Consider the following 21,185-nt stretch of genomic DNA (forward strand, 5'->3'; position numbering starts at 1 on the left):
CTTTACAGGCGCAGGGAATGTGGCGACTGTACGAGCGTCATTGCGACTGAGTCCCCGCACATTCGGCGGAATCAGGCGCAGAAAAAAGGCTCGCAGCAATAGGCAACAACCATGAATTACCTCGCACACCTGCACCTCGGCGGGCAGGCGCCGGCGCAATTGCTGGGCAGCCTGTACGGCGACTTCGTCAAAGGGCTACTGCCCGGACGTTTCCCGGCGGACATCGAAAGCGCGATTCGTCTGCATCGGCGCATCGATGCGTTCACCGATTCGCACCCGCTGATCAAGCAAGCGCTGGGGCGTTTTCCCGATGGCCGTCGGCGCTATGCCGGCATCGCACTGGATGTGTTTTTCGACCATTGTCTGGCGCGGGACTGGCATCGGTATTCAGACGAGCCGCTGGACGCCTTCACCCACAAGGTCTACCGCGTGCTGGCCGATGAGCCCGCGTTGCCGGAGCGGCTGGGGCTGATTGCGCCGCGCATGGCGGCGCAGGACTGGCTGGGTTCGTACCGGCAATTTTCGGTGGTGGGCGATGCGCTGGCCGGCATCTCGCGGCGCTTGTCACGGCCGGAAGGGTTGGCCGGCGTCTATCAGGAACTGCACGCGCTGTATCGACCGCTGAGTGACGATTTCAGCGCGTTTTACCCTGAGCTTCAGGCGTTTGCTCAAGCGGCTTTGGCGGCGGACCGTACCGCCGCCGGTTGAACCGCCTCGCCGAACAACGCGATCTGCACCGCCTGCTGCGCTTCGAACGCAAGCGCTGCGCGTTCTTTCCCCTGGGAAGCGATCGGCGAGAGCAGCTGGATGTGCACCTCACTCACCTCATTGGCAAACAGTCGACGCAGATGCGAGAGCAGGTCGTCGTCGCCAATGAACGGCGCGATCTGATCCGGCTGGCCGTCCCGCACATATTGAATGGCAACAGGCTGCACCGGCACGCCGGTTTCAATCGCGCTCGACAGCAGGCGGCCGTGGAAGGTGCGCAAGCTGCGGCCGTCGGTGGTGGTGCCTTCCGGGAAGATCACCAGGGAATGCTTGCCCAGCAAGTGCTGGCCCATCTGCTTCTGAATCAGCTTGCTGTCGCCCGAGCCTCGGCGGATGAACAGTGTCCCGGCTTTCAACGCCAGCCAGCCCGCCACCGGCCAGGTGCGCACTTCGGCTTTGGACAGGAACGACAGCGGCGCCAGCATCCCCAGCAGCGGGATGTCGGTCCACGACACGTGATTGCTCACCCACAACATCGGCTCGCTCGGCAGCTTGCCGCTGACGTTCACGCGAAACGGCAGCGCCGCACTCAGGCGCGCCATGAACCAGGCGGTCCAGCGCTGGCGACGGGCCATGGAGTTACCGATGCGCAGGCGTTCCATCAAGGCAAAAGTGCCGGCGATGCTCAGGCCCAGCGCGATGACCCAGAGCACCCGCACCACGCGCGCATGACTGCGCCACGTGCTCATCACACCGCAGCCTTGAAGTGGCGGGCGTAGCGTGGGCACAAGTCGTCGCGTTTGAGCAGGATAAACACGTCGGCAACCTGGAAATCTTCGTCCCAGCACGGTTCGCCGCAGATCTTCGCGCCCAGGCGCATGTAGGCCTTGAGCAGCGGCGGCATCTCGCAGATCACGTTGTTGGGCAGGTCCAGCGTCGGCAGGGGATTCTTCGGTTCGGCGCGCAGGTGCTCGGTGCACAGATAGCGTTCGCGCAGGCGCTGCATGATCGCGTGGGCCTGAATGCCGCCGTCCTGCATCGGAATGCTCGCGCAACCCATCAGGTAGCTGTAGCCACCTTCGTTGAGGATCTCGGCCAATTCGCTCCACAACACGGCGATGGTGCCGCCGTTGCGGTAGGAAGGATCGACACAGGTGCGACCCAGTTCCAGGATCGGGCCCTGCAAATGGCGCAGGCCATGGAGGCTGAATTCTTCTTCGCTGTAGAACTGGCCCAGGGTATTTGCGGCTTCGTGGTCCAGCAAACGGGTGGTGGCGACCAGGCGACCACTGCTCAGGTCCCGCACGCCGATGTGCATGCAGTGTACGTCGTAGTCATCGACGTCCAGGCCCAGCTCGGCGCCCTTGAGCCTGGCGTTGAACTCGCCACTGAACACACTGAAGCGCAAAGCCTGTGCTTCCTGCAGGGCCTTCTCACCGACCAGGCGTTCTGCCTGCAGGCGACGTTCGGTTCGGGTGTCTCGAATGCTGGCGATCTGAGTCATGCGGCGTCTCCGTAATCCCGCCTTCGTCCAGGCGGGTCGACTGATTGTTCGAGCATTGCTGTACGAATTCAGGCTAGGGAGAGGCCGTGTCACCACCATTAAGCTTTGGTGATGGTTGCGTGACAGGGGTTTGGGTTCCCTGTGCTGTCATTTTTGCCTGCTAGGGTTGCCTGCATCCGAGCCCGAGTCCCCTTCATGACCCGTCTGCTGTTCACCCTCGCGCTGTTCCTCATCAGCTGTTCGGCCGCTGCCGAAACCTGGCCCGCGCCGGAGTGGTCCGAGCGCCCGCTCAGTGAAAACGCTGCCGTAGCTGCCCTCGACGCCTACGCCTTCCCGCCCCGCGACGAGGTCGAACGTAAAGGCGTGCGCACGGATGCGCTGCTGATCATTCACGACGGTGAAGTGGTGTATGAACGCTATGGCGGCGTGACCCGGGCAGACACCCCGCACCTGACCTGGTCTATCAGCAAAAGCATTTTGGCCAGCGTGCTGGGCGTCGCTTTTGCTGAAGGCCGCTTCAAACTTGAGGACCCCGTCGCCAATTTCTACCCGCCATTCAGCGTGCATCCCGACATCAAGCTTCAGGACCTGCTTCACTGGGCCTCAGGGCTGGACTGGCAGGAGGACTACGAATACGCGCCCCTTAACTCGTCAGTCGTGGCGATGCTTTACACCCGGGGACGCGGCGACATGGCGCGGTACACCGCCGAGCACGGCGTCGCCAGTGCGCCGGGCACTTCATACCGGTATTCCAGCGGCGACAGCACGGTCCTCGCCGCTGCACTGAAAGGCATGGTCGGTGACAGCGCTTACGGCGATTACCCGTGGACTGCGTTGTTCGAGCCGCTGGGCATCTCCAGCGCCACGTGGGAACGCGACGCCGCCGGCACCTTCGTCGGGTCGTCCTACGCGTACATGACGGCCCGCGACCTGGCGCGCATCGGCCTGCTGATGGAACGCGGCGGGCACTGGCAGGACCGGCAATTGCTGCCCAGGGCCTGGGTTGATTTCAACCTGACGCCGTTCAAATCCCTGACCCCGACCCCGCCCGATGAAGCCCCGGCGGTCACTGGTGGCTGAACAAAAACGCCGATGGCAAGCCCGGACCGTGGCCAGACGCACCGGCGGACACCTTTGCCGCACTTGGCCATTGGGGGCAAGCGCTGTACGTAATCCCCAGCGAGAAGCTGGTGATCGTTCGTTACGCCGACGATCGCGACGGCAGCTACGACCACGATCAGTTGCTCAAGCTGGCGCTGACCGCGGTGGTCGGGGAGGGTGGCAAATGATCGCTCGCAAAGCTTTTATCCGACGCCGCCCGTTCAGCAGTCTCGCCCTACTGGTGCTGCTGATCATCGCCGGCCTGATCTGGAACTGGCGGGTTCAGCTGCAGGTATTTCCCAGCATCATCAGCGCCTATACCGCCAAGGAATATTGCTCGTGCCGCTTCGTCATGAACAACCCGGCGGAGTATTGCCACAGCTACGTCAAACAGTGGCTGCCCAGTACGATCAACGAGGATGCCCTGAACAAGCGCATCACCGCGACAGGGCTGGGCCGCGACAGCGAAGCGCGCTGGGAAGGCCAGCGCCAAGGCTGCCGGCTGTCATCGCCGGTGCCGTAGAACGTTGAAGTTTGCCTGCGGTCAGACAGGCGGATAGGGTTGCGTATCGCACCCTCTGGAGTCTGCATGTCCATTCGCATTCCATCCTCGCTTGCCAGCCCGGCAAGCGCTGCTCAAGCCTGCCTGCTGACCGCCACGGGGAGCCGCCCATGAGGGGCGCGATTTTTCCGTGGCGCGAAGACAACCAGTTCAACCTGCTGATCGACGGCCCGGCGTTTTTTCCGCGCATGATCGCCGCGATCGAAGGTGCGCAGCAGCAGATCGAACTCGAACTGTATCTGGTCGAAGCCGGGGCCTGTGCCGAAGCGATCGTGCAGGCGCTGGTGGGTGCGGCGAGTCGCGGGGTCATCGTGCGCTGTCTGTTCGATGATTTCGGGTCGGCGGCTTTCACGATCGGCTTGCGCAAGCGCCTGACCGATTCGGGCGTGATCCTGCGTTTCTATAACCGGGTGCATTGGCGACGCGGCCTGCGCAACCTTTACCGCGACCACCGCAAACTGCTGTTGGTGGACAAAGAGCTGGCGGTGGTGGGCGGGACGGGGGTCACTGATGAATTCTGGCGCCCGGACCTGAACAGCAGCGAGTGGCATGAGGTGATGGTCGAGATTCGCGGCCCGCTGGTGATTGACTGGCAAGCGCTGTTCGACCGCCAGTTCCACGCCAACCCTCGGCGGCGGGCGTGGCGGCCAGCGGAAAATTTCGGTCTGCCGCGCTTGCCCAAGGCGCCCGTCGGTGGGCATGGGCTGGGGCGCGTGGCGTATGCCGATTCCCGTCAGCATCGGGATATCGTGCAGTCCCTGGTGCGCGCGCTGAACACCAGCAAGACGCGCATCTGGCTGGCGACGCCGTATTTTCTGCCGACCTGGAAAGTCCGCCGCGCGTTGCGTCGCGCGGCCTCTCGGGGCGTAGACGTGCGCTTGTTGCTGACCGGGCCGCGCACCGATCACCCATCGGTTCGTTACGCCGGCCACCGTTATTACCCGCGCCTGCTCAAGGCCGGGGTGAAAATTTTCGAATACCAGCCGTGCTTCCTGCACCTGAAGATGGTGCTGATCGACGACTGGGTCAGCGTAGGCTCCTGCAACTTCGATCACTGGAACCTGCGCTTCAACCTGGAAGCCAACCTCGAAGCGATCGACCCCGCGCTGACTCACGCCGTGGCCACGAGCTTCACCAAGGATTTCGCCGTGAGCAGCGAAATCACCCTGGACGGCTGGAAATCCAGACCGCTGTGGCGACGGGTTCAGGAGCGTGCCTGGGGATGGCTGGATCGGCTGGTGGTGAACGTGCTGGATCGGCGGGGGTAAACGCCCCCGCAACCCAACGCCCACAAAAAAGCCCGACTCACAGGTCGGGCTTTTTCGTTGTAGCGATCGAAATGCTTACTGCACCTCTACCGCCAGGCTCTCACTGATCTTCTTCTGCCAGATGGCGGGACCCGTGATGTGAACCGACTCGCCCTTGCTGTCGACAGCAACCGTCACCGGCATGTCCTTGACCTCGAACTCGTAGATCGCTTCCATGCCCAGTTCCGGGAAGGCCAGCACTTGCGACTTCTTGATCGCCTGAGCGACCAGGTAAGCGGCGCCGCCAACGGCCATCAGGTAAACCGCTTTATTGTCCTTGATCGCTTCGATGGCGGTCGGGCCGCGCTCGGATTTGCCGATCATGCCCAACAGGCCGGTCTGCTCAAGGATCTGGCGGGTGAACTTGTCCATCCGCGTCGCCGTGGTCGGACCGGCAGGGCCCACCACTTCGTCACCCACTGGATCAACCGGGCCGACGTAATAGATGAAGCGACCCTTCAGGTCCACCGGCAGGGTTTCGCCCTTGTTCAGCATCTCGACCATGCGCTTGTGCGCCGCGTCTCGGCCGGTGAGCATTTTGCCGTTGAGCAGGACCGTTTCGCCGGGCTTCCAGCTCTGCACGTCTTCCGGTGTCAGCGTGTCGAGGTTGACGCGGCGGGCCGACGGGCCGGCTTCCCAGACGATCTCCGGGTAAGCGTCCAGCGGCGGCGCTTCCAGCGAAGCCGGCCCGGAGCCGTCGAGCACAAAGTGGGCATGACGGGTGGCGGCGCAGTTGGGGATCATGCACACCGGCAGGGACGCGGCGTGGGTCGGGTAGTCCATGATCTTGACGTCGAGCACGGTGGTCAGACCGCCAAGGCCCTGGGCGCCGATGCCCAGCTGGTTGACCTTCTCGAACAGCTCCAGACGCATTTCTTCCAGACGGTTCGACGGGCCGCGTGCCTTGAGCTCGTGGATGTCGATGGATTCCATCAGGACTTCCTTGGCCATCACCGCAGCTTTTTCGGCCGTACCGCCGATGCCGATGCCGAGCATGCCCGGCGGGCACCAGCCAGCGCCCATGGTCGGCACGGTTTTCAGCACCCAGTCGACGATGGAGTCGGACGGGTTGAGCATCGCCATCTTCGATTTGTTTTCCGAACCGCCGCCCTTGGCCGCCACGTCCACTTCCACGGTGTTGCCCGGGACGATGGAGTAGTGGATGACCGCAGGTGTGTTGTCCTTGGTGTTCTTGCGGGCGCCGGCCGGATCGGCGAGGATCGAGGCGCGCAGGACGTTTTCCGGCAGGTTGTAGGCGCGACGCACACCTTCGTTGATCATGTCGTCCAGGCCCATGGTGGCGCCATCCCAGCGCACGTCCATGCCGACACGGACGAACACGGTGACGATGCCGGTGTCCTGGCAGATCGGCCGATGACCGGTGGCGCACATGCGCGAATTGATCAGAATCTGGGCCATGGAATCCCGTGCGGCAGGGGATTCCTCACGCAGGTAGGCCTCGTGCATGGCCTGGATGAAGTCAACGGGGTGGTAATAAGAAATGAACTGCAAGGCGTCAGCGACACTCTGGATCAGGTCGTCTTGCTTGATCACGGTCATTGGGCGCGCTCCTCTGATTTGGCGGGAACATTCTAATTGCGGGTGGCGACGGGACCGCTTGGGCCGGACGAAAGCATCTTGATCAGGCGTCAGACAGCCGGGCAACACCTCGGCGTGCTCAGGGTAAAAAAGGCGCGGCAGTATAACCCGAGGTCGATTAAGGTACATCCGCCAAAGGCCAAACCGTCGTCGAAAACGCCGTACGGCACCCGCACTGAATCATGCATGAAACAGATTGCTACGGCTGTCCGGAAAGACAGGGATTTGAATAGTCATTTTTTTACGCAAGCACTACAGTGGCAAGCTGCCTGCATTACCGCGCACGGCGCAGGAAGGTTTTGATCTGGTGCCTGAAAAGTGTCACAGGTCATCTTGCCGGTACGGGACGGACCCTTAATACCCATGATGAGTCAACGAGTGACTGCCCAAACTATCCAGCGTTTGCTGCTGAAACGTTTCGCGCTCGCTACCGGCACCTATGTGCTGGGGCTGATGCTCGTATGGATGGCGTATTTTACCGGCTACTATCAAGCCACCTTCTTCGGTATCTGGTGCACCAGTGTGTTGGTGCTTTTCTGTCAGGCCGCCTTGAGCCTGGTGTTTTTCGGTGGCTACAACCGACGCTTCAAAGACCCCAGCCTGACCGAGTTTCAGGTGCTCCTTGGGCTGGGCTGGCAGACGTTTCTCATCAGCCATATGGAAGCCTCCCGCGGCACCTTTCTGATCATTTACGTGCTGGTGCTGATGTTCGGATTGTTTCACCTGCGCCCCAGTATTTTCGCCCGCTGCGCCCTGTTTGCCTTGCTGGGATTCGCCGGGATCAACCTGTGGGACGCCAGTCGCGGGCGCCTCGCCGATCCGGGGCTGGCGGCGATTCAGACCTGCGCGTTGTTCATCGTTTTTTCCTGGCTGTGCCTGTTCGCGCGCTTCGTGCAGAACTCGCGCAACCGCATGCATCAGCGCCGCATCACCTTGCAGGCGCATCAGGAAACCCTGCGCGGCATGATGCTGCAGCTCGAAGAACTGGCGTCCACCGACGAGCTGACCAACCTCTGTAACCGCCGTCACTTCCTGCGTATCGCCACCCGCGAACTCGAACACATGGACGGCAATTACACCGCCGGACTGGCGCTCATCGATCTTGATCACTTCAAGCGGGTCAACGATATCCATGGGCACGCCGCGGGTGACCGGGTGCTGCAGATGTTCGGCAAAACCGCGGCCCAGTGCCTGCGCTCCGATGACATTCTCGCGCGCTATGGCGGTGAAGAATTCGTCTTGCTGATCCCGCGCTGCACCCGTGCGCAACTGGTCGACTGCTGTGAGCGCATCCGGCTCGCCTTCACCCATGTCACGCTGCCCGAGTTTCCGGAGCTGGACCTGAGCCTGTCGATCGGCATGACGGTCATCGAGCGCGGCGATCACATGGACCGTGCGCTGCAACGGGCCGACCAGTCGCTGTATCGCGCCAAGCACCAGGGCCGCAACCGCTGCCACGGCGCCTGGGATTACGCCGATGCCTGAGTTGCGTGTGGGCGACCGGCACTGGTCGGTGGCGCCTGCGGCCAATTTGCTGGATGCCCTCAACGACGCCGGATTGTCCGTCCCCTACAGCTGCCGCGCCGGCAGTTGCCACGCGTGCATGGTCCGTTGCGTCAGTGGCGATCCGGCGGATGCCGCGCCCGATGCGCTGGATGCCGACAAGCGCGCCCAGGGCTGGCGGCTGTCGTGCCAGTGCCGGGTGACGAGCGACCTGACCGTTGAAATTTTCGACCCCTTGCGCGATGGCTTGCCGTCGACAGTCGTGGGTGCTGACTGGCTGAGCCCGTCGGTGTTGCGCCTGCGACTGAGCCCCGAACGCCCGTTGCGCTATCGCGTCGGCCAGCATCTGGTGCTGTGGACTGAAAGCGGCGTGGCGCGGCCTTATTCGTTGGCGAGCGTGCCGGGGCACGATCCCTTTCTGGAATTTCACATCGACTGCCAGCGTCCGGGCGCTTTCGCTGATGTCGCCCGCACGCTACAACCGGGCGATCCGATCCGCCTCGGCGAACTCCAGGGCGGTGCGCTGCGCTACGAGCCCGACTGGCAGGACCGGCCGTTGTTGCTGCTGGCCGCAGGCACCGGATTGGCGCCGCTATGGGGTGTGCTGCGCGAGGCGTTGCGGCAGGGCCATCAGGGTGAGATTCGCCTGATACATCTGGCGCGCGAGCCTCAAGAGCATTATCTGGCGGAGGCTCTCGGCGAGCTGGCGATCCAGCATCCGAACCTGCACGTGGAGTCGATCGAGCTGGCGGACTTCTCGGCCGTGCTGAGTGGGTTGCGCGTGACGTCTCGTCAGACCATTGCGCTGGTCTGCGGGTCGCCTGCCAGCGTCGAGGCGTTCTCGAAGCGGTTGTTCATTGCCGGGTTGCCCCGTGGTCAGTTACTGGCGGACGTATTTGTGGAGAAGGGCTGACAGTCCATGGGTTCAAAGACATAAAAAAGCCCCGCACTCTCACGAGGCGGGGCTTTTTAGTGTGGCGGTGTCGCTTAAACCATTGGGTCGCCGACGTGCAGGATCTTCATGCCGTTGGTGCCACCGATGGTGTGGTAGCTGTCGCCCTTGGTCAGGATGACCCAGTCGCCTTGCTCGACCAGACCGCGCTTGACCAGTTCGTCCACAGCCGACTGGCTGACCTGACCGGCCGGCAGTGCCGCCGGGTCGAACGGAATGGTGTAAACGCCACGGAACATCGCCGCGCGCGCCTGGGTGCCGCGGTGCGGGGAGAACGCGTAGATCGGCACCGAGGAGCGAATGCGCGACATGATCAGCGGGGTATAGCCGCTTTCGGTCAACGCGATGATCGCTTTCACGCCAGGGAAGTGGTTGGCGGTGTACATGGCCGCCAGCGCAATGCTCTCGTCACAACGGGTGAACGAGTGACCGACGCGGTGGCTGGAGGTCTTGCCGGTCGGATGACGCTCGGCACCGACGCAAATACGCGCCATCGCCTCCACGGCTTCGACCGGATACGAACCGGCGGCACTTTCAGCGGACAGCATCACGGCGTCGGTGTAGTCGAGCACGGCGTTGGCCACGTCGGACACTTCGGCGCGGGTTGGCATCGGGCTGGAAATCATCGATTCCATCATCTGCGTGGCAACGATCACCGCCTTGTTGTGGCGACGTGCGTGCAGGATGATTTTCTTCTGGACGCCCACAAGCTCCGCGTCGCCGATTTCCACGCCCAGGTCGCCACGGGCAACCATAACCGCATCACTGGCGCGGATCAGCGCATCGAGGGTTTCGTCGTCGGCAACGGCTTCGGCGCGTTCGATCTTCGCCACCAGCCAGGCCGTGCCGCCGGATTCGTCACGCAGCTTGCGTGCGTATTCCATGTCGGCCGCATCCCGCGGGAACGAAACGGCCAGGTAATCCAGGTCCATTTCGGCAGCGAGCTTGATGTCCTGCTTGTCTTTCTCGGTCAGCGCCGGAGCCGTGAGACCGCCGCCGCGACGGTTGATGCCTTTGTGATCCGACAGCGGGCCGCCGATGGTCACGGTGCAATGCAGTGCGTCGGCAGTTTGCGTGTCAACGCGCATGACCACGCGCCCATCGTCCAGCAGCAGCTCGTCGCCGACGCCGCAGTCCTTGACCAGATCGGGGTAATCGATACCGACGATGTCCTGGTTGCCGTCGGTCAGAGGATGGCTGGTGGAGAAGATGAACTTGTCACCTACCTTCAGCTCGATCTTCTTGTTGACGAATTTGGCGATGCGGATTTTCGGGCCTTGAAGGTCACCCAGCAACGCGACGAACCGGCCGTTCTTGGCGGCGATGTCGCGGATCAGCTTCGCGCGAGCCTTGTGCTCGTCGGGCGTGCCGTGGGAGAAGTTCAGGCGGGCGACGTCCAGGCCAGCGAGAATCAGCTTCTCGATGACTTCTGGCGAATTACTGGCAGGGCCCAGTGTGGCTACGATTTTGGTGCGGCGAACGGTCATGCACAAACTCCTTAAATGAAGCGCAGCGAGAGGCTACTACTGTATTGCTCTGTAGTCATTGTTCCTTTGCACTACCTGCCCCCCGGATCGCTGGGCAATCGGCAGGTCGGCGGCCGTCAAATCGACCTTGAAGAAATCCCGGAATACGCCGATACAAGGGCTGAGCACAGGAGACTCTCATGCGAATCGTGATGATATTAGTGGCGCTGCTTGCCTTGGGTGGCTGCACCCGCTGGGCAATGAACAGCCATTTGAACAACGCCAACCGCGCCTACGCACAGGGCGACTGTGACGCGGTGATGTACAACCTGTCGAAAGTCGATCGCGAGAGCCGTTCGCGTCGCTATGTCCAGCCCGAAGTGTCGATGTTGCGTGGCCAGTGCCTGGAACGCCAGAAGTTCTACATGGATGCCGTGCAGACCTACCAGTACATCATCACCCAGTTCCCGGAAAGCGAGTACGCGTTCCGCGCCAAGGCCCGTCTGGACACCCTGCACCAGCTGGGGCATGACAACCTCGCGCCGCCTGCCACACCGCGTGCTGCTTCACGCTAGTTACACCCGACTGGATATACGGTCGCGTTTTCGGGTGGATATCGCGAAAACCTGAGCTAGGCTGCGATGAGTAGGGACCTAAGTGTTTTGACGAAGGCGGCAGCGCCACTGATCCGAAAGCAGGGTGATAAGCGGGGTTATCGCTGATCGGCCGCTCGGATCAGTGACTTTTGCCAGTGCCGAATGAGTCAGATGTCGTCATCGGTTTTTCAACTGATGGATTCTGGCGTCACGGGTCTGGCAGTTCCGTGCAACCGAATCCCAAAGCACTAGCGCGGCCATGCTCAATGGTCATCTCAGGGCGAGTGTCCGAATGCTTAATGAAAGACGAATCGAACGTCACCAACTGCCTTACTACCTGCAAGTGTTCAACCGGTATACCGATAAACCGTTGGGTTGCCTGGGTAACGTGTCTGAGCAAGGCCTGATGCTGATCAGCGATCTGCCCATTCTGGTGGGGGCTGATTTTCAGCTGCGCCTGAAGGTGCCCGACGGCAAGAACGGCCTGTACAACATCGATATCGACGCCAGCTGCCTGTGGTGTCATGAAGACGAGACCCCACGCGTGTTCGATTCCGGCTTCCGCCTGCAAGCGGCGCCGGCGGAATATTTTGTTCTCATTCAGGCCTTGCAGCACTACTTCAGTTTCTATCCGCTGGAGGCGTCCGCCTGAAGGCAGGCGCCCTACAAAGCCCCGGCTTTTTTCCAGCTCATGTATCGGCTGACCAACTCCGGCCCCAACTCACTGGGGCGCACATCCAGCACCGGGATGCCATGGGCGACCAAACGCTCATGCAGCCCGCTGCGTGCGTTGAGCAGATCGACCGTCCCGCAGTAGTCCACGGCCTCTTGCCAGGTCTGCACCGGCGCTTGACGCAGATCGTCGAGCACAGCCTCTCGCAAACTGGCGATCAGCACGCGATGATGTCGACTCAGCTGTTTGACCGCTTCCAGTAGCTGCTCGTCATCCTCGTCCCGCAAGTTGGTGATCAACACCACCAACGCCCGGCGTTTCTGCCGCGCGAGGATATTTCGCATTGCTACCGCGTAATCGGCGGGGCGCTGGGTCGCGTTGACGTTGTAGAGGTGATTCAACAGCACGTTCAGCTGGCCGGCGCCTTTGACGGGGGGCAGATGCCGGTCCTGTTCGCCCGCGAAGGTTGAAAGACCGACCGCGTCGCCCTGACGCAACGCCACGTAGCTCAGCAGCAGGCAGGCGTTCAGCCCATGGTCGAAATGCGTCAGCTCCCCGTCCTGGCTGCGCATGCGTCTGCCGCAGTCGAGCATGAACAGGATTTGCTGATCGCGCTCATCCTGATATTCCCGCGCAATGGGCGCGCGATGCCGGGCCGTGGCCTTCCAGTCGATCTGACGCAGGCTGTCGCCTTCACGAAATTCGCGCAGCTGATGAAATTCCCGGCCCAGCCCCCGGCGCGGCTGTTGGCGGATGCCGATCTGCCTGAGCCAGTTCTCGACGCCCAGCAATTGCCCGTTGTGCAAACGGGCGAAATCCGGGTACACCCGGACAGCTTCATGGGTGGGCACATAACGTCGGGATGACCACAGGCGCAGCGGGCTGCGGATAAGCATCTCGGTCCGTTCGAAGGTGAAATCCCCGCGACTGGCCGGACGCAGCCGATAGGTCAGCTGGGCGGTGCGCTGTGAACGCAGCACGACGTCCTGGGGCAGATTCTCGGTTTCGTAGCGGGCATCCGGCTCCGAAGGCCCATGATCAAAAAGGGTTAAGGAAAGCGCGCGAGGTGAATCGTGTTCCAGCTCGACCCGTACCTCGCTCCAGCGTCCCATTCCCAGGCTGCCGGCCAAGTGCCGTTTGGCCCGAGGGGAGGGCAGACGCCACAGCCACGCGGCATCCAACGCAGCTACGGCAGTCATCACCCACAGCAGGGTCCAGAAAAAGCCGTCCAGCCGGGCAATCGGGCCGCGCCCCAATGCCTGCAAAATGCCGAGCAGCACCGAGACGCCGAGGAGCACGGCCAGCCACCAGAGCATGCGTGTCGACGGCTTGAGCAGTTGCTTCATCGACGCGGCGCCGCCACCTGATCCAGCAATTGCTTGAGCACGTGATCCACTGACAAGCCTTCGATGTCCAGCTCCGGCGCTAGCCTCACTCGGTGACGCAGCACCGCCAGCGCGCAGCCTTTGACGTCGTCAGGTACGACGAACTCGCCGCCACGCAACAGCGCCCGTGCGCGCGCTCCCCGAATCAGTGCGATGGACGCCCGCGGCCCTGCGCCGAGTGTCAGGCCCGGCCACGTGCGAGTGGCGCGAGCCAGCCGCACGGCGTAATCGAGGACCTGTTCATCCACCGGCAGATCGCCGGCGATGCGTTGCAGCGCCAGCACATCTTTTGCCTGCATCAAGGTGCGAAGGGGCTGGACATCGAGCATGTCGGAGCGCGTCGAACGGGTGACCTGGCGGACCATCTCCAGCTCCTGATCGGCCTGGGGATAATCCATGCGGACCTTGAGCATGAAGCGGTCGAGCTCGGCTTCGGGCAGCGGGTAAGTGCCTTCCTGCTCGATCGGGTTCTGCGTCGCCAGCACCATGAAGGGTTGCGGCACCGGCAGCGCGCGGCCTTCCAGTGTGACCTGACGTTCCTGCATCGCTTCTAGCAGCGCGGCCTGGGTCTTGGCTGGGGCGCGGTTGATCTCGTCCGCGAGCAGCAGATGGGTGAACAGCGGCCCTTTGCGCAGCTTGAACTGCTCGCTCTGCATGTCGTACACGGCATGGCCGGTCACGTCGCTGGGCATCAGATCAGGGGTGAACTGAATGCGCGCGAACTCGCCGCCGAAACACCGGGCCAGCGCCCGCACCAGCAGCGTCTTGCCCAGCCCCGGCACGCCTTCGAGCAACACATGACCGCCGCCAATCAACGCGGTCAGCACATCATCGATGACGGCCTCCTGGCCGATGACTGCTTTTTTCAACTCATGCCGCAGCGCCTGCGCCAGATGAATCGCGCGCTGGCGCTGCTGAGCCGGATGGCTGCCCGAAGCGCTGGCCGGCTCGGTGTGTTTGTGGTCCACGGCTGGGGTTTCAGAGGGAGAAGGGTGATCGGCTGCGTGGCCCGGGTTCGCTGGGTGATCGCTCAGTGGTTCTCGAACCGTGTCGACTGTCGAATCTGTTTTATCTGTCATGGATCAGGTGCTTACCTAATTCAGCGTGATTTGAGAGTGTAATCGCACTTTATCAACTCGATCCGAAATACCACGCGGCATCACTCGAACGTGTCGCGGACCGGCCAACTGCACGGTGTATTGCCGACGCCCGACTGAGGGGGACGTGAGGGTGAGCCCTGCGTTAACCACTCCAGAAATCCGGCGCGCAGCCGATATCAAGGTACAACACCGCCAAGGGAAGGCGGCTCTCCCGCTTTCCGGCACGGTGTATCACGATGATTCTTGCTTCTCTTCATAGCTTGCGGGCGCAGGTCGCTATTGTCGTGGCAATCCTCGTGCTCGTTCTTAGCTGCATATTTGGCGCTGTGATCGGTGAACCTCGATTTCCAGCCTGAAGGAGCAGACCGGGTTGCAGCTCACCGAGTCGGCTTATCTGATGGTGGATCGTCTCGACTTTGACATGAGCGCCCGTGCCAAGGAGCTTGCTGTGCTCAGCGACCTGGAAGCGCTTCGTGACCCGGCGCGCACCGGCCAGGCCCGCAAGCTGTTGAATAGCCTCAGCGACAACTTTCCTAGCTATTCCTGGATCGGACTTACCGATGCGCATGGCACGGTGGTCGCGTCTACCAACAGCGTGCTGGAGGGCGTGGACATTTCAAAACGGCCCGTCTTCGCCAATGGTGTCGACAGGGTTTTTGTCGGCGATGTACATGATGCGGTACTGCTCGCCAAGCTCCTTCCCAATCCCACCGGGGAAGCCATGAAATTTGTCGACATCAGTATGCCGGTGCGGGATGAAACCGGCCGGCTTGCCGGTGTTCTCGCCACGCACCTCTCCTGGAAGTGGGCCTATGAGGTTGGAAGAACCCTGCTGGAGCCTTTGCAGCAACGCTTGCCGAGTCTGGAGTTCCTGGTCATTGGCGAGGACGGAACGGTATTGCTCGGCCCCAAGCAACTGATTGGCAAACGCCTGGGCCTCCATCTGCCTCGAGTGGTCAGCAAAAGCGGGTCGGTTGAAACCTGGCCGGACGGTATTCAGTACCTGACCGGCGCCGCCAAAAGTGTGGGAGTTGGTGATTATCCCGGCCTGGGATGGACCGTCATTGCCAGGCAACCGGTGTCCGTTGCGTTTGCCGAAGCCCGGAAGGTACGCAGTCAAATCCTTGGCTGGGGCAGTGCCCTTTCTATCGCCTTTGCGATCATTGGCTGGTTTGCGGCAGGCATGATCACCAAGCCGGTCAACAAAATTGCCGACGCAGCGGCCCGCCTTTCTGAAGGCGCCAATTTGCGTATTCCGCTACTCCACGGTTCGCGGGAAGTAGAGACGCTGAGTGTCGCGATCCGCCACCTCGTCGACAGTTTGACGTCGAAAAGAAGCCAGTTGGCGATGGTTGAAGGCATCGCTTACCGAGATATGGTCACCGGCTTGCCCAACCGAGCGGCGCTGGAAAAGTATGTCGAAGCGGTGCGCAGCGAATGGAGGGAGGGACTCAGCTACGGCGTTTTGTGTCTGGACCTGGACGGATTCAAGCTCGTCAATGACCGTTTCGGGCATGCCACGGGTGATGCTTTGCTGCAGCAAGTCGGAATGAGGCTCTTGACCACGGTCCGTGACGGAGACATTGCCGTGCGTCATGGCGGAGACGAATTCGTGCTGCTCCTTGCCTTGCGCGCAGGTGAGTCGTTATCCAGCGTTCAGCGCGCAGCTCAGCGGGTGATCGCGAGACTCGCGGAACCGATGACGCTGTCTGGCGAGGTCATTAACGTCAGTTGCAGTGTCGGCGGGGCGATCTGGACGGGCGGCGCTTTCGCCGACGTTCTGGCGCAGGCTGACGAGGCGCTCTATCGCGCCAAGCGGGCGGGAAAAGCCCAGGCGCAGTTTTACGATGTCCCCGGCGTGTCGCCTGTTTCCGATGTGCAAAACGCTTAGCAGGCCTCGTATCACTGTGTCGTCACGGGGCTGGTTGGGTTGCTTTGATGTCCACCGTATCCCGAGCAAGCGCTCATAAGGCATTCCTGAGGGTTTGCAGGTACGCAACCTGACGGGTGAATTCGCTGCTGGACAAGCGCTGCTCCGGCCGCGGACGCAACGCCTGGCCGATGTGGCTGGTGGACTGACGCGTCATGCGCGCCAGCGTTTGCCATTGTTCGGTGACCGCCAGGGTCTCAAAGCCGGGATGCCGTTGCCGGGCGCGACGCAGGATGTCTTGCTGCAAGGCGCGCAACGCGGCGTGCTGGCCTTCGCGGCGGAGCATGAAGTCGGCGCTTGCACGCAGGTGTTCGCTGAGCTGACGACGGCCGCGCGCAAAGATCGGCAACATCGGGCCATGGCGCATGCCTGCATGCCACAGCGTGGCAACGAGGCACAGCGTCAGGGCGAGCAGCGCCTGGGGGAAGTATTGCCAGAGCAGCCCGAACAGGTTGTCGTGTTCAGTACGCAGCACCATCGTGACGGTGCTGTCCTGGCTCAGATACCAGAGTAGCCAGGCATTATCGTATTCGCCGATGGCCTGCGTTTTCCACAGGTCGGCGTCGGTGACAACCGTGATTAATCCAGAGCCGTACACCATTTGCAGCAGGTGCGTGGCGTCAGCGCTGTTGGCCCATGACTGTGCATGGTCCTCGGGATCATCCAGATGGAAGGCCGGGTCAAAGCTCATGTAGGCCGGGTCGCTTTCGTTTTGCACGAACAGCCTGGTCAGCTCGGGCCACGGCGTTTCCGGGCCTTGAATGTCCGGCGTGCTCAGCGGGATGACCGGCTTGAGTTGTTCGCGCTGGCGTTCGCGGTCCTGCTCTTGCAGGTCTTGGGTGAGGAATTGGTGAATCTGCAGTTGATCCAGCAACAGGTCGCCGCTGCTTCCCTTGGTCCGGTCCCACAGCTGTTCGGCGACAAAGAGAAGACGGCCGCCTGATCGGGTCCAGGCCAGCAAGCGCTTGACCTCCGACGGCGTCATCCTTTCGCGGAAATCCAGCAGCATGAGCGTTTGCGGCTGGTCGCGGATGTCAGGGAGAGTGGTGAGCGTTTCAACCGTTTTCACCTGAATGTTTCGCTGACGCAGGAACGTCTGCGCGGCGAGGTAAGGGTTGGCCAGCGCTTCAGGCGAAGGCCCCTGGTCGACGGTTTCCTGATAACGCTCGAGCCGCTTCAGCGCGGGCATACTGGCGATGACGAGGCTCACCAGCATCAGCGCGGCGACCAGCCCGATGATCCAGCGCCGGCTCATGCGCCTGCCCCCGGCGCGAACAACTTCCGCCAGCCTGAACACAGCGTGTGTCGCGCCTGATCCGGCGGCACTTGGTGACCGTAGGCGAGGTTCTGCCAGTGGCGCGTCAGTTCATGGCTGAAGTCATCAAGGGATGGCTGCTTGAGCTCGGCGATGCGCGCCAGTATCTGGCCCTCGGTGTCGGCGCTTTTCAGCGGCAGTTGGTAATCGGTCAACAGGCGGCTCAGCAGTGCGCGATAAAGAAGGCTCAATGCCTCGCGCGGTGACTGTTGCCAGAGTCTTTCCGCTGCATCGGCGACATCCGTCGGCAGGGTTTCAGCGCGGACCTGCAGGCCAAAGAGTTGGTGAGGGATGTCTCGTGGAGCCGTCGCCTTGCGGGGGCTTTTGCCGACGAAGGTGGCGAACCAGGTCCGATAGCGCCAGATCACCCACGCGACCGTTAGGCCAAGCAGCGTCCACAGCAGCGCGCCGAATACCGCCGACAGGGTCTTGCCTACGTTGAGCGCGCCGACGACCAGTCGCGCCAGCCAGTTCGGTGTCTCGGCTGACTTGGCATCATGCTTGGCATCGTCAGCGGGCTGGGCGATGCGCCATCCGGACACCGGTTTGGGATTTTTGAACGGCGGTTGTTCAAGCACGGCATGGATGGCGTTCTGCGACGCCTGGCTGGTCAGCGGCTGATTGAGCAGGCGAGGTGAATCGGGTGGTGCAACGTCTTCGTCGGTCTGCGGGTTGTCCAGCGGCGGCAGCGGGCAGCTATTGCCCGACTCGCTGGGGATTTCGTCCGCCATTGACCGATCTGCCGTCCACTGGTTTGCCGCAGACTCTGCCATGACGGCGGACGGCAGCAACGTCAGCACAAGGATCCCGCCCAGCAACACCGCCAGTGCGCTGCCCAGAACACGCTGACGCAGCTTGCGGAAACCCAGCTCGATGTCCCACGCCTCCAGCGTGGTCCGGCGATTGAGGTACAGCGCAAATCCGCAGGACACATAAACCGGGCCCCATACGATCAGCACTAGGGCATAAAACCCGTTGGTCAAATGCTCCAGCCAGTTCCACTCACCCTCGATGTCCAGCAGGCTGCGCCATGACCAGTCCGCTTCGATCTGCGGGGGAATCATGGCGTAGAACAGCACCATCAGGCCGATCCAGAAGGTCATTTCGAGCGTACTGCCCAGCGCGGTCAGCAGACGCGCCGCCCGGGAATCCTTCTGGCCAAGCACGGTAATGCGCTGCGCCCGGGACAACCCGTCTAGTCCCTCCAGTTGCTGCACCGGCTGATAGAAACTGCGGCTGAGGCTCAGACGCCGCCAGGTCAGGCTCGCGAGCAACTGCGGCTTGAGTGCCGACGGAAAGCTTTTCAGCGCCTGCCTGAGTGACGGTGCCGGGCCGAACAGCGCTTGGGACAGAATCAGCAGCGGCAGCCGTTCGTAGGCTGGCTTGAGCCACCAGAACACGAGGACTGCCACTGACGGGTAATCCCACAGCAGCAGGGTCAGCAGCGCGAAGATCGGCAAGGTGACGATGGCCCAGCTTGTCATCAGCAAGGCGCGGTACCGTTGCGCCAGGAGAACGCCCAGGTCGAGGGCCTCCCACGGCGTGCGTGGGCGTATGACAACGCTGGCGTCAGTCAGGCGCATGGGGCGTGCGTCCGGCAAGGGTCAGGTAGGCGCCGACCAGCAACCACAAAGAAGCGCCCACCCCATATTTGGCTGCCGCGGGCGGCCAGCTCATCGACGACCAGTACGCTTCAATGAATGCCGCGATGAGGAGGAACAGCATGACCCCGCCAATCAGTCGCACGCTGATCCGTGCAGCGCGGCGCAGTGCCTCGCCTCGGCGCAGTCGGCCGGGAGCGACCAGTGCCCATCCGAGTTTCAGCCCCGCCGCACCCGCCAGCATGATGCCGGTCAGTTCGAAGGCGCTGTGTCCAACCACGAACGGCCAGAAGGTTGTGCCCATGCCCGCGTCGGTGAGATGGCCCGCGACCGCGCCAATCATCAGTCCGTTGAAAAACAGAAAAAACAGACTGCCGACGCCTAACAGCAGGCCACTGGCAAAGGTCTGGAAAGCAATGCCGACGTTGTGCATCACGTAGTAACCGAACATCAGCCAGTCAGTGCTCGACGCGCGTTCGGCCGTTTGCCCGATACGCCGTGCGGCGGGCTCGTACATGGCGTGCATTCCGGCGACATCGGCGGGGCTGACGACGCTGTAGACCAGATCCGGATAGCCGTAGACCAGCAGCGCCATGAGCGTCAGGCTGCCAAAAAACAGCAGGCCGGCGAGGGCGACCCATCGCCATTCGGCACGCACCAGACGTGGGAAGTCCGCCAGCACAAAGCTCAGCAACTGCGCACTGAACTGGCTTCGGTGGCGATACAACTGCTGGTGCCCACGCATCGCAAGCTGCTGCAGTTGCTCGACCAGATGACTGGCGTAGCCACGGTCGATTGCCAGCGCAAGCTGTTGGCAGATCTGACGGTATTCGCGGCTGAAGCCGGCACCGGACCCGCTTTTGCGGCGACTCGCTTCCAGCGCCTCAAGGCGTGTTGCAAAACGCTGCCAGTCTTCTGCATGGCGTTGTTCGAACAGGCTTTGCTTCATGACGAGCCGGCCAGGCTGTGGGCAATGCCATTCAATTGCTGGACCGGGTAGTGAGGATCTCGCGAGCTGGACAACTGCAAAGGCTGCGTGACGATGGCAGCAAGCTCTTGAGCCCTCGCCGAAGAAAGTGTGCCTTGCCGCTCGGCAAAGGCTTGTATGGCGCGCTGTTCCTCCAGCAAGAGGGGCAGCGGCGGAATCCTCGCGGTGGCTTCAGCCAGTGGCGGCCGTTGCGGGGGCACGTCCCGATAGATGACCAGCGTGCCCGCCGCCAGATCCCCAAGGCGTTTGAACAGCGGGTGCTGCAAACAGGTAAACGCGCCGACGCAATAGCCGAAGGGCAGCATGTCGACGAAGCGCAGCAGGTTGCGCAGCACTGAAGCCGACCAGCCAATCGGGGTGCCGTCATCGTGAATGACCCGCAGCCCCATGATCTGTTTGCCCGGAGTGCGCCCTTGATGCAGCACTTCGAAGAGCACCATATAGCCCCAGGTCCCGATAAACAGCGCGAGCATGAACAGCCCGGTGCCGAAGTCGCCCAGTGTTCCCAGCACGAAAAACAGCGCACCCAGTAGCGCGCCGCGAATCATCAGATCAATGCCGAAAGCAATTGACCGGGACAGCAACCCGGCAGGTCGCAGGATGAGGTCTATGCCCTCGGGCGTTTCCATGCGAACACGAGTGTCCAGCAGGGCAAGCGGTGCAGTAAATCCTGGCTCTGCATGGGAAAGGGACATAGAGGAAGGTACGCCGGTGGAAGAGGTTTGATGCTAGCCACGCCGGAGTGGCTAAGCAACAGGATGATTCTGGACAATGTGTGGGAAAGAGCCTGTTACAACTTGCTGGCCTTCGACAGCCGCCACTTTCGCACAAACTGTGTCGCCGTATCTCGGGCCTCGGGGTGTATTCGCTGGCGTCAGGCGCGGAGGGGCATCTG

18 protein-coding genes and 1 pseudogene are annotated in these 21,185 nt (G+C 62.3%); 9 read left to right on the forward strand and 10 right to left on the reverse strand.

Features of this window, described 5'->3' with window-relative positions; genetic code table 11:
- Positions 1-111 precede the first annotated feature (111 nt).
- Positions 112-708: an acyl carrier protein phosphodiesterase gene (locus AC07RO_RS01510; RefSeq protein WP_495085101.1), complete on the forward strand. Its 597-nt coding sequence runs from the start codon at positions 112-114 to the stop codon at positions 706-708.
- Here the strand turns inward: AC07RO_RS01510 and AC07RO_RS01515 are convergent.
- The gene (locus AC07RO_RS01515; RefSeq protein ID WP_495085102.1) at positions 669-1,457 is read right to left on the reverse strand and encodes a lysophospholipid acyltransferase family protein; all 789 of its coding nucleotides are present in this window, start codon (positions 1,455-1,457) and stop codon (positions 669-671) included. The genes AC07RO_RS01510 and AC07RO_RS01515 overlap by 40 nt on opposite strands.
- On the reverse strand, positions 1,457-2,212 hold the full coding sequence (gene olsB / locus AC07RO_RS01520; RefSeq protein ID WP_495085103.1) for an L-ornithine N(alpha)-acyltransferase: 756 nt from the start codon (positions 2,210-2,212) through the stop codon (positions 1,457-1,459). The genes AC07RO_RS01515 and olsB overlap by 1 nt, the downstream gene beginning before the upstream one ends.
- Before the next feature lie 195 nt (positions 2,213-2,407).
- Here olsB and AC07RO_RS01525 point away from each other — a divergent pair.
- The 3 genes and pseudogenes from AC07RO_RS01525 (at position 2,408) to AC07RO_RS01535 (ending at position 5,143) form a co-directional block, all read left to right on the forward strand.
- Positions 2,408-3,501 (forward strand): annotated as a pseudogene (locus AC07RO_RS01525) (serine hydrolase domain-containing protein).
- On the forward strand, positions 3,498-3,836 hold the full coding sequence (locus tag AC07RO_RS01530; protein ID WP_192171719.1) for an amidase: 339 nt from the start codon (positions 3,498-3,500) through the stop codon (positions 3,834-3,836). The pseudogene AC07RO_RS01525 and the gene AC07RO_RS01530 overlap by 4 nt, the downstream one beginning before the upstream one ends.
- 149 nt (positions 3,837-3,985) lie before the next feature.
- Positions 3,986-5,143 carry a phospholipase D-like domain-containing protein gene (locus tag AC07RO_RS01535; protein ID WP_495085104.1) on the forward strand — a complete coding sequence of 386 codons (1,158 nt, stop codon included), beginning with the start codon at positions 3,986-3,988 and terminating at the stop codon, positions 5,141-5,143.
- Between the two features lie 75 nt (positions 5,144-5,218).
- On the opposite strand, the gene AC07RO_RS01540 is transcribed toward AC07RO_RS01535, so the two are convergent.
- On the reverse strand, positions 5,219-6,742 hold the full coding sequence (locus tag AC07RO_RS01540) for a fumarate hydratase (protein WP_081567934.1): 1,524 nt from the start codon (positions 6,740-6,742) through the stop codon (positions 5,219-5,221).
- A 417-nt stretch (positions 6,743-7,159) separates the two neighbouring features.
- Here AC07RO_RS01540 and AC07RO_RS01545 point away from each other — a divergent pair, with 417 nt between their 5' ends.
- Together AC07RO_RS01545 and AC07RO_RS01550 are read left to right on the forward strand one after the other, a co-directional pair.
- Positions 7,160-8,266: a GGDEF domain-containing protein gene (locus tag AC07RO_RS01545; RefSeq protein WP_495085105.1), complete on the forward strand. Its 1,107-nt coding sequence runs from the start codon at positions 7,160-7,162 to the stop codon at positions 8,264-8,266.
- Complete coding sequence (locus tag AC07RO_RS01550; protein ID WP_495085106.1) at positions 8,259-9,197, forward strand: iron-sulfur-binding ferredoxin reductase; 939 nt, start codon at positions 8,259-8,261, stop codon at positions 9,195-9,197. Before AC07RO_RS01545 ends, AC07RO_RS01550 begins: the two co-directional genes overlap by 8 nt.
- 74 nt (positions 9,198-9,271) lie before the next feature.
- On the opposite strand, the gene pyk is transcribed toward AC07RO_RS01550, so the two are convergent.
- The gene (gene pyk / locus AC07RO_RS01555) at positions 9,272-10,723 is read right to left on the reverse strand and encodes a pyruvate kinase (protein ID WP_133772322.1); all 1,452 of its coding nucleotides are present in this window, start codon (positions 10,721-10,723) and stop codon (positions 9,272-9,274) included.
- Between the two features lie 179 nt (positions 10,724-10,902).
- Between pyk and AC07RO_RS01560 the strand changes: the two genes are divergently transcribed.
- Together AC07RO_RS01560 and AC07RO_RS01565 are read left to right on the forward strand one after the other, a co-directional pair.
- Positions 10,903-11,277 (forward strand): tetratricopeptide repeat protein, encoded by a 375-nt coding sequence (locus AC07RO_RS01560; protein WP_074884629.1) that lies wholly within the window; start codon positions 10,903-10,905, stop codon positions 11,275-11,277.
- Between the two features lie 313 nt (positions 11,278-11,590).
- The gene (locus AC07RO_RS01565) at positions 11,591-11,950 is read left to right on the forward strand and encodes a PilZ domain-containing protein (protein WP_192171714.1); all 360 of its coding nucleotides are present in this window, start codon (positions 11,591-11,593) and stop codon (positions 11,948-11,950) included.
- Positions 11,951-11,961: 11 nt separating this feature from the next.
- Here the strand turns inward: AC07RO_RS01565 and AC07RO_RS01570 are convergent, their stop codons facing one another.
- Positions 11,962-13,317 carry a DUF58 domain-containing protein gene (locus AC07RO_RS01570; RefSeq protein WP_495085107.1) on the reverse strand — a complete coding sequence of 452 codons (1,356 nt, stop codon included), beginning with the start codon at positions 13,315-13,317 and terminating at the stop codon, positions 11,962-11,964.
- Entirely contained in the window at positions 13,314-14,435 is a 1,122-nt protein-coding gene (locus AC07RO_RS01575; RefSeq protein ID WP_495085108.1) for an AAA family ATPase, read from the reverse strand. The genes AC07RO_RS01570 and AC07RO_RS01575 overlap by 4 nt, the downstream gene beginning before the upstream one ends.
- A 391-nt stretch (positions 14,436-14,826) precedes the next feature.
- Here AC07RO_RS01575 and AC07RO_RS01580 point away from each other — a divergent pair, with 391 nt between their 5' ends.
- Positions 14,827-16,347, forward strand: coding sequence for a diguanylate cyclase domain-containing protein (locus tag AC07RO_RS01580; RefSeq protein WP_495085109.1), 1,521 nt, complete (start codon positions 14,827-14,829; stop codon positions 16,345-16,347).
- Between the two features lie 73 nt (positions 16,348-16,420).
- Here AC07RO_RS01580 and AC07RO_RS01585 read toward each other — a convergent pair whose 3' ends face one another.
- From AC07RO_RS01585 to AC07RO_RS01600, 4 genes are read right to left on the reverse strand one after another with little or no spacing between them, the layout of a single operon-like run.
- Positions 16,421-17,641, reverse strand: coding sequence for a DUF4350 domain-containing protein (locus AC07RO_RS01585; protein ID WP_495085110.1), 1,221 nt, complete (start codon positions 17,639-17,641; stop codon positions 16,421-16,423).
- The gene (locus AC07RO_RS01590) at positions 17,638-19,284 is read right to left on the reverse strand and encodes a DUF4129 domain-containing protein (RefSeq protein WP_495008634.1); all 1,647 of its coding nucleotides are present in this window, start codon (positions 19,282-19,284) and stop codon (positions 17,638-17,640) included. The genes AC07RO_RS01585 and AC07RO_RS01590 overlap by 4 nt, the downstream gene beginning before the upstream one ends.
- Positions 19,271-20,251: a stage II sporulation protein M gene (locus AC07RO_RS01595; protein WP_282366014.1), complete on the reverse strand. Its 981-nt coding sequence runs from the start codon at positions 20,249-20,251 to the stop codon at positions 19,271-19,273. Before AC07RO_RS01595 ends, AC07RO_RS01590 begins: the two co-directional genes overlap by 14 nt.
- On the reverse strand, positions 20,248-20,985 hold the full coding sequence (locus AC07RO_RS01600; RefSeq protein WP_346627083.1) for an RDD family protein: 738 nt from the start codon (positions 20,983-20,985) through the stop codon (positions 20,248-20,250). Before AC07RO_RS01600 ends, AC07RO_RS01595 begins: the two co-directional genes overlap by 4 nt.
- Positions 20,986-21,185: the final 200 nt, after the last annotated feature.

It is taken from the genome of Pseudomonas sp. GW821-FHT07F05, from assembly GCF_059418765.1.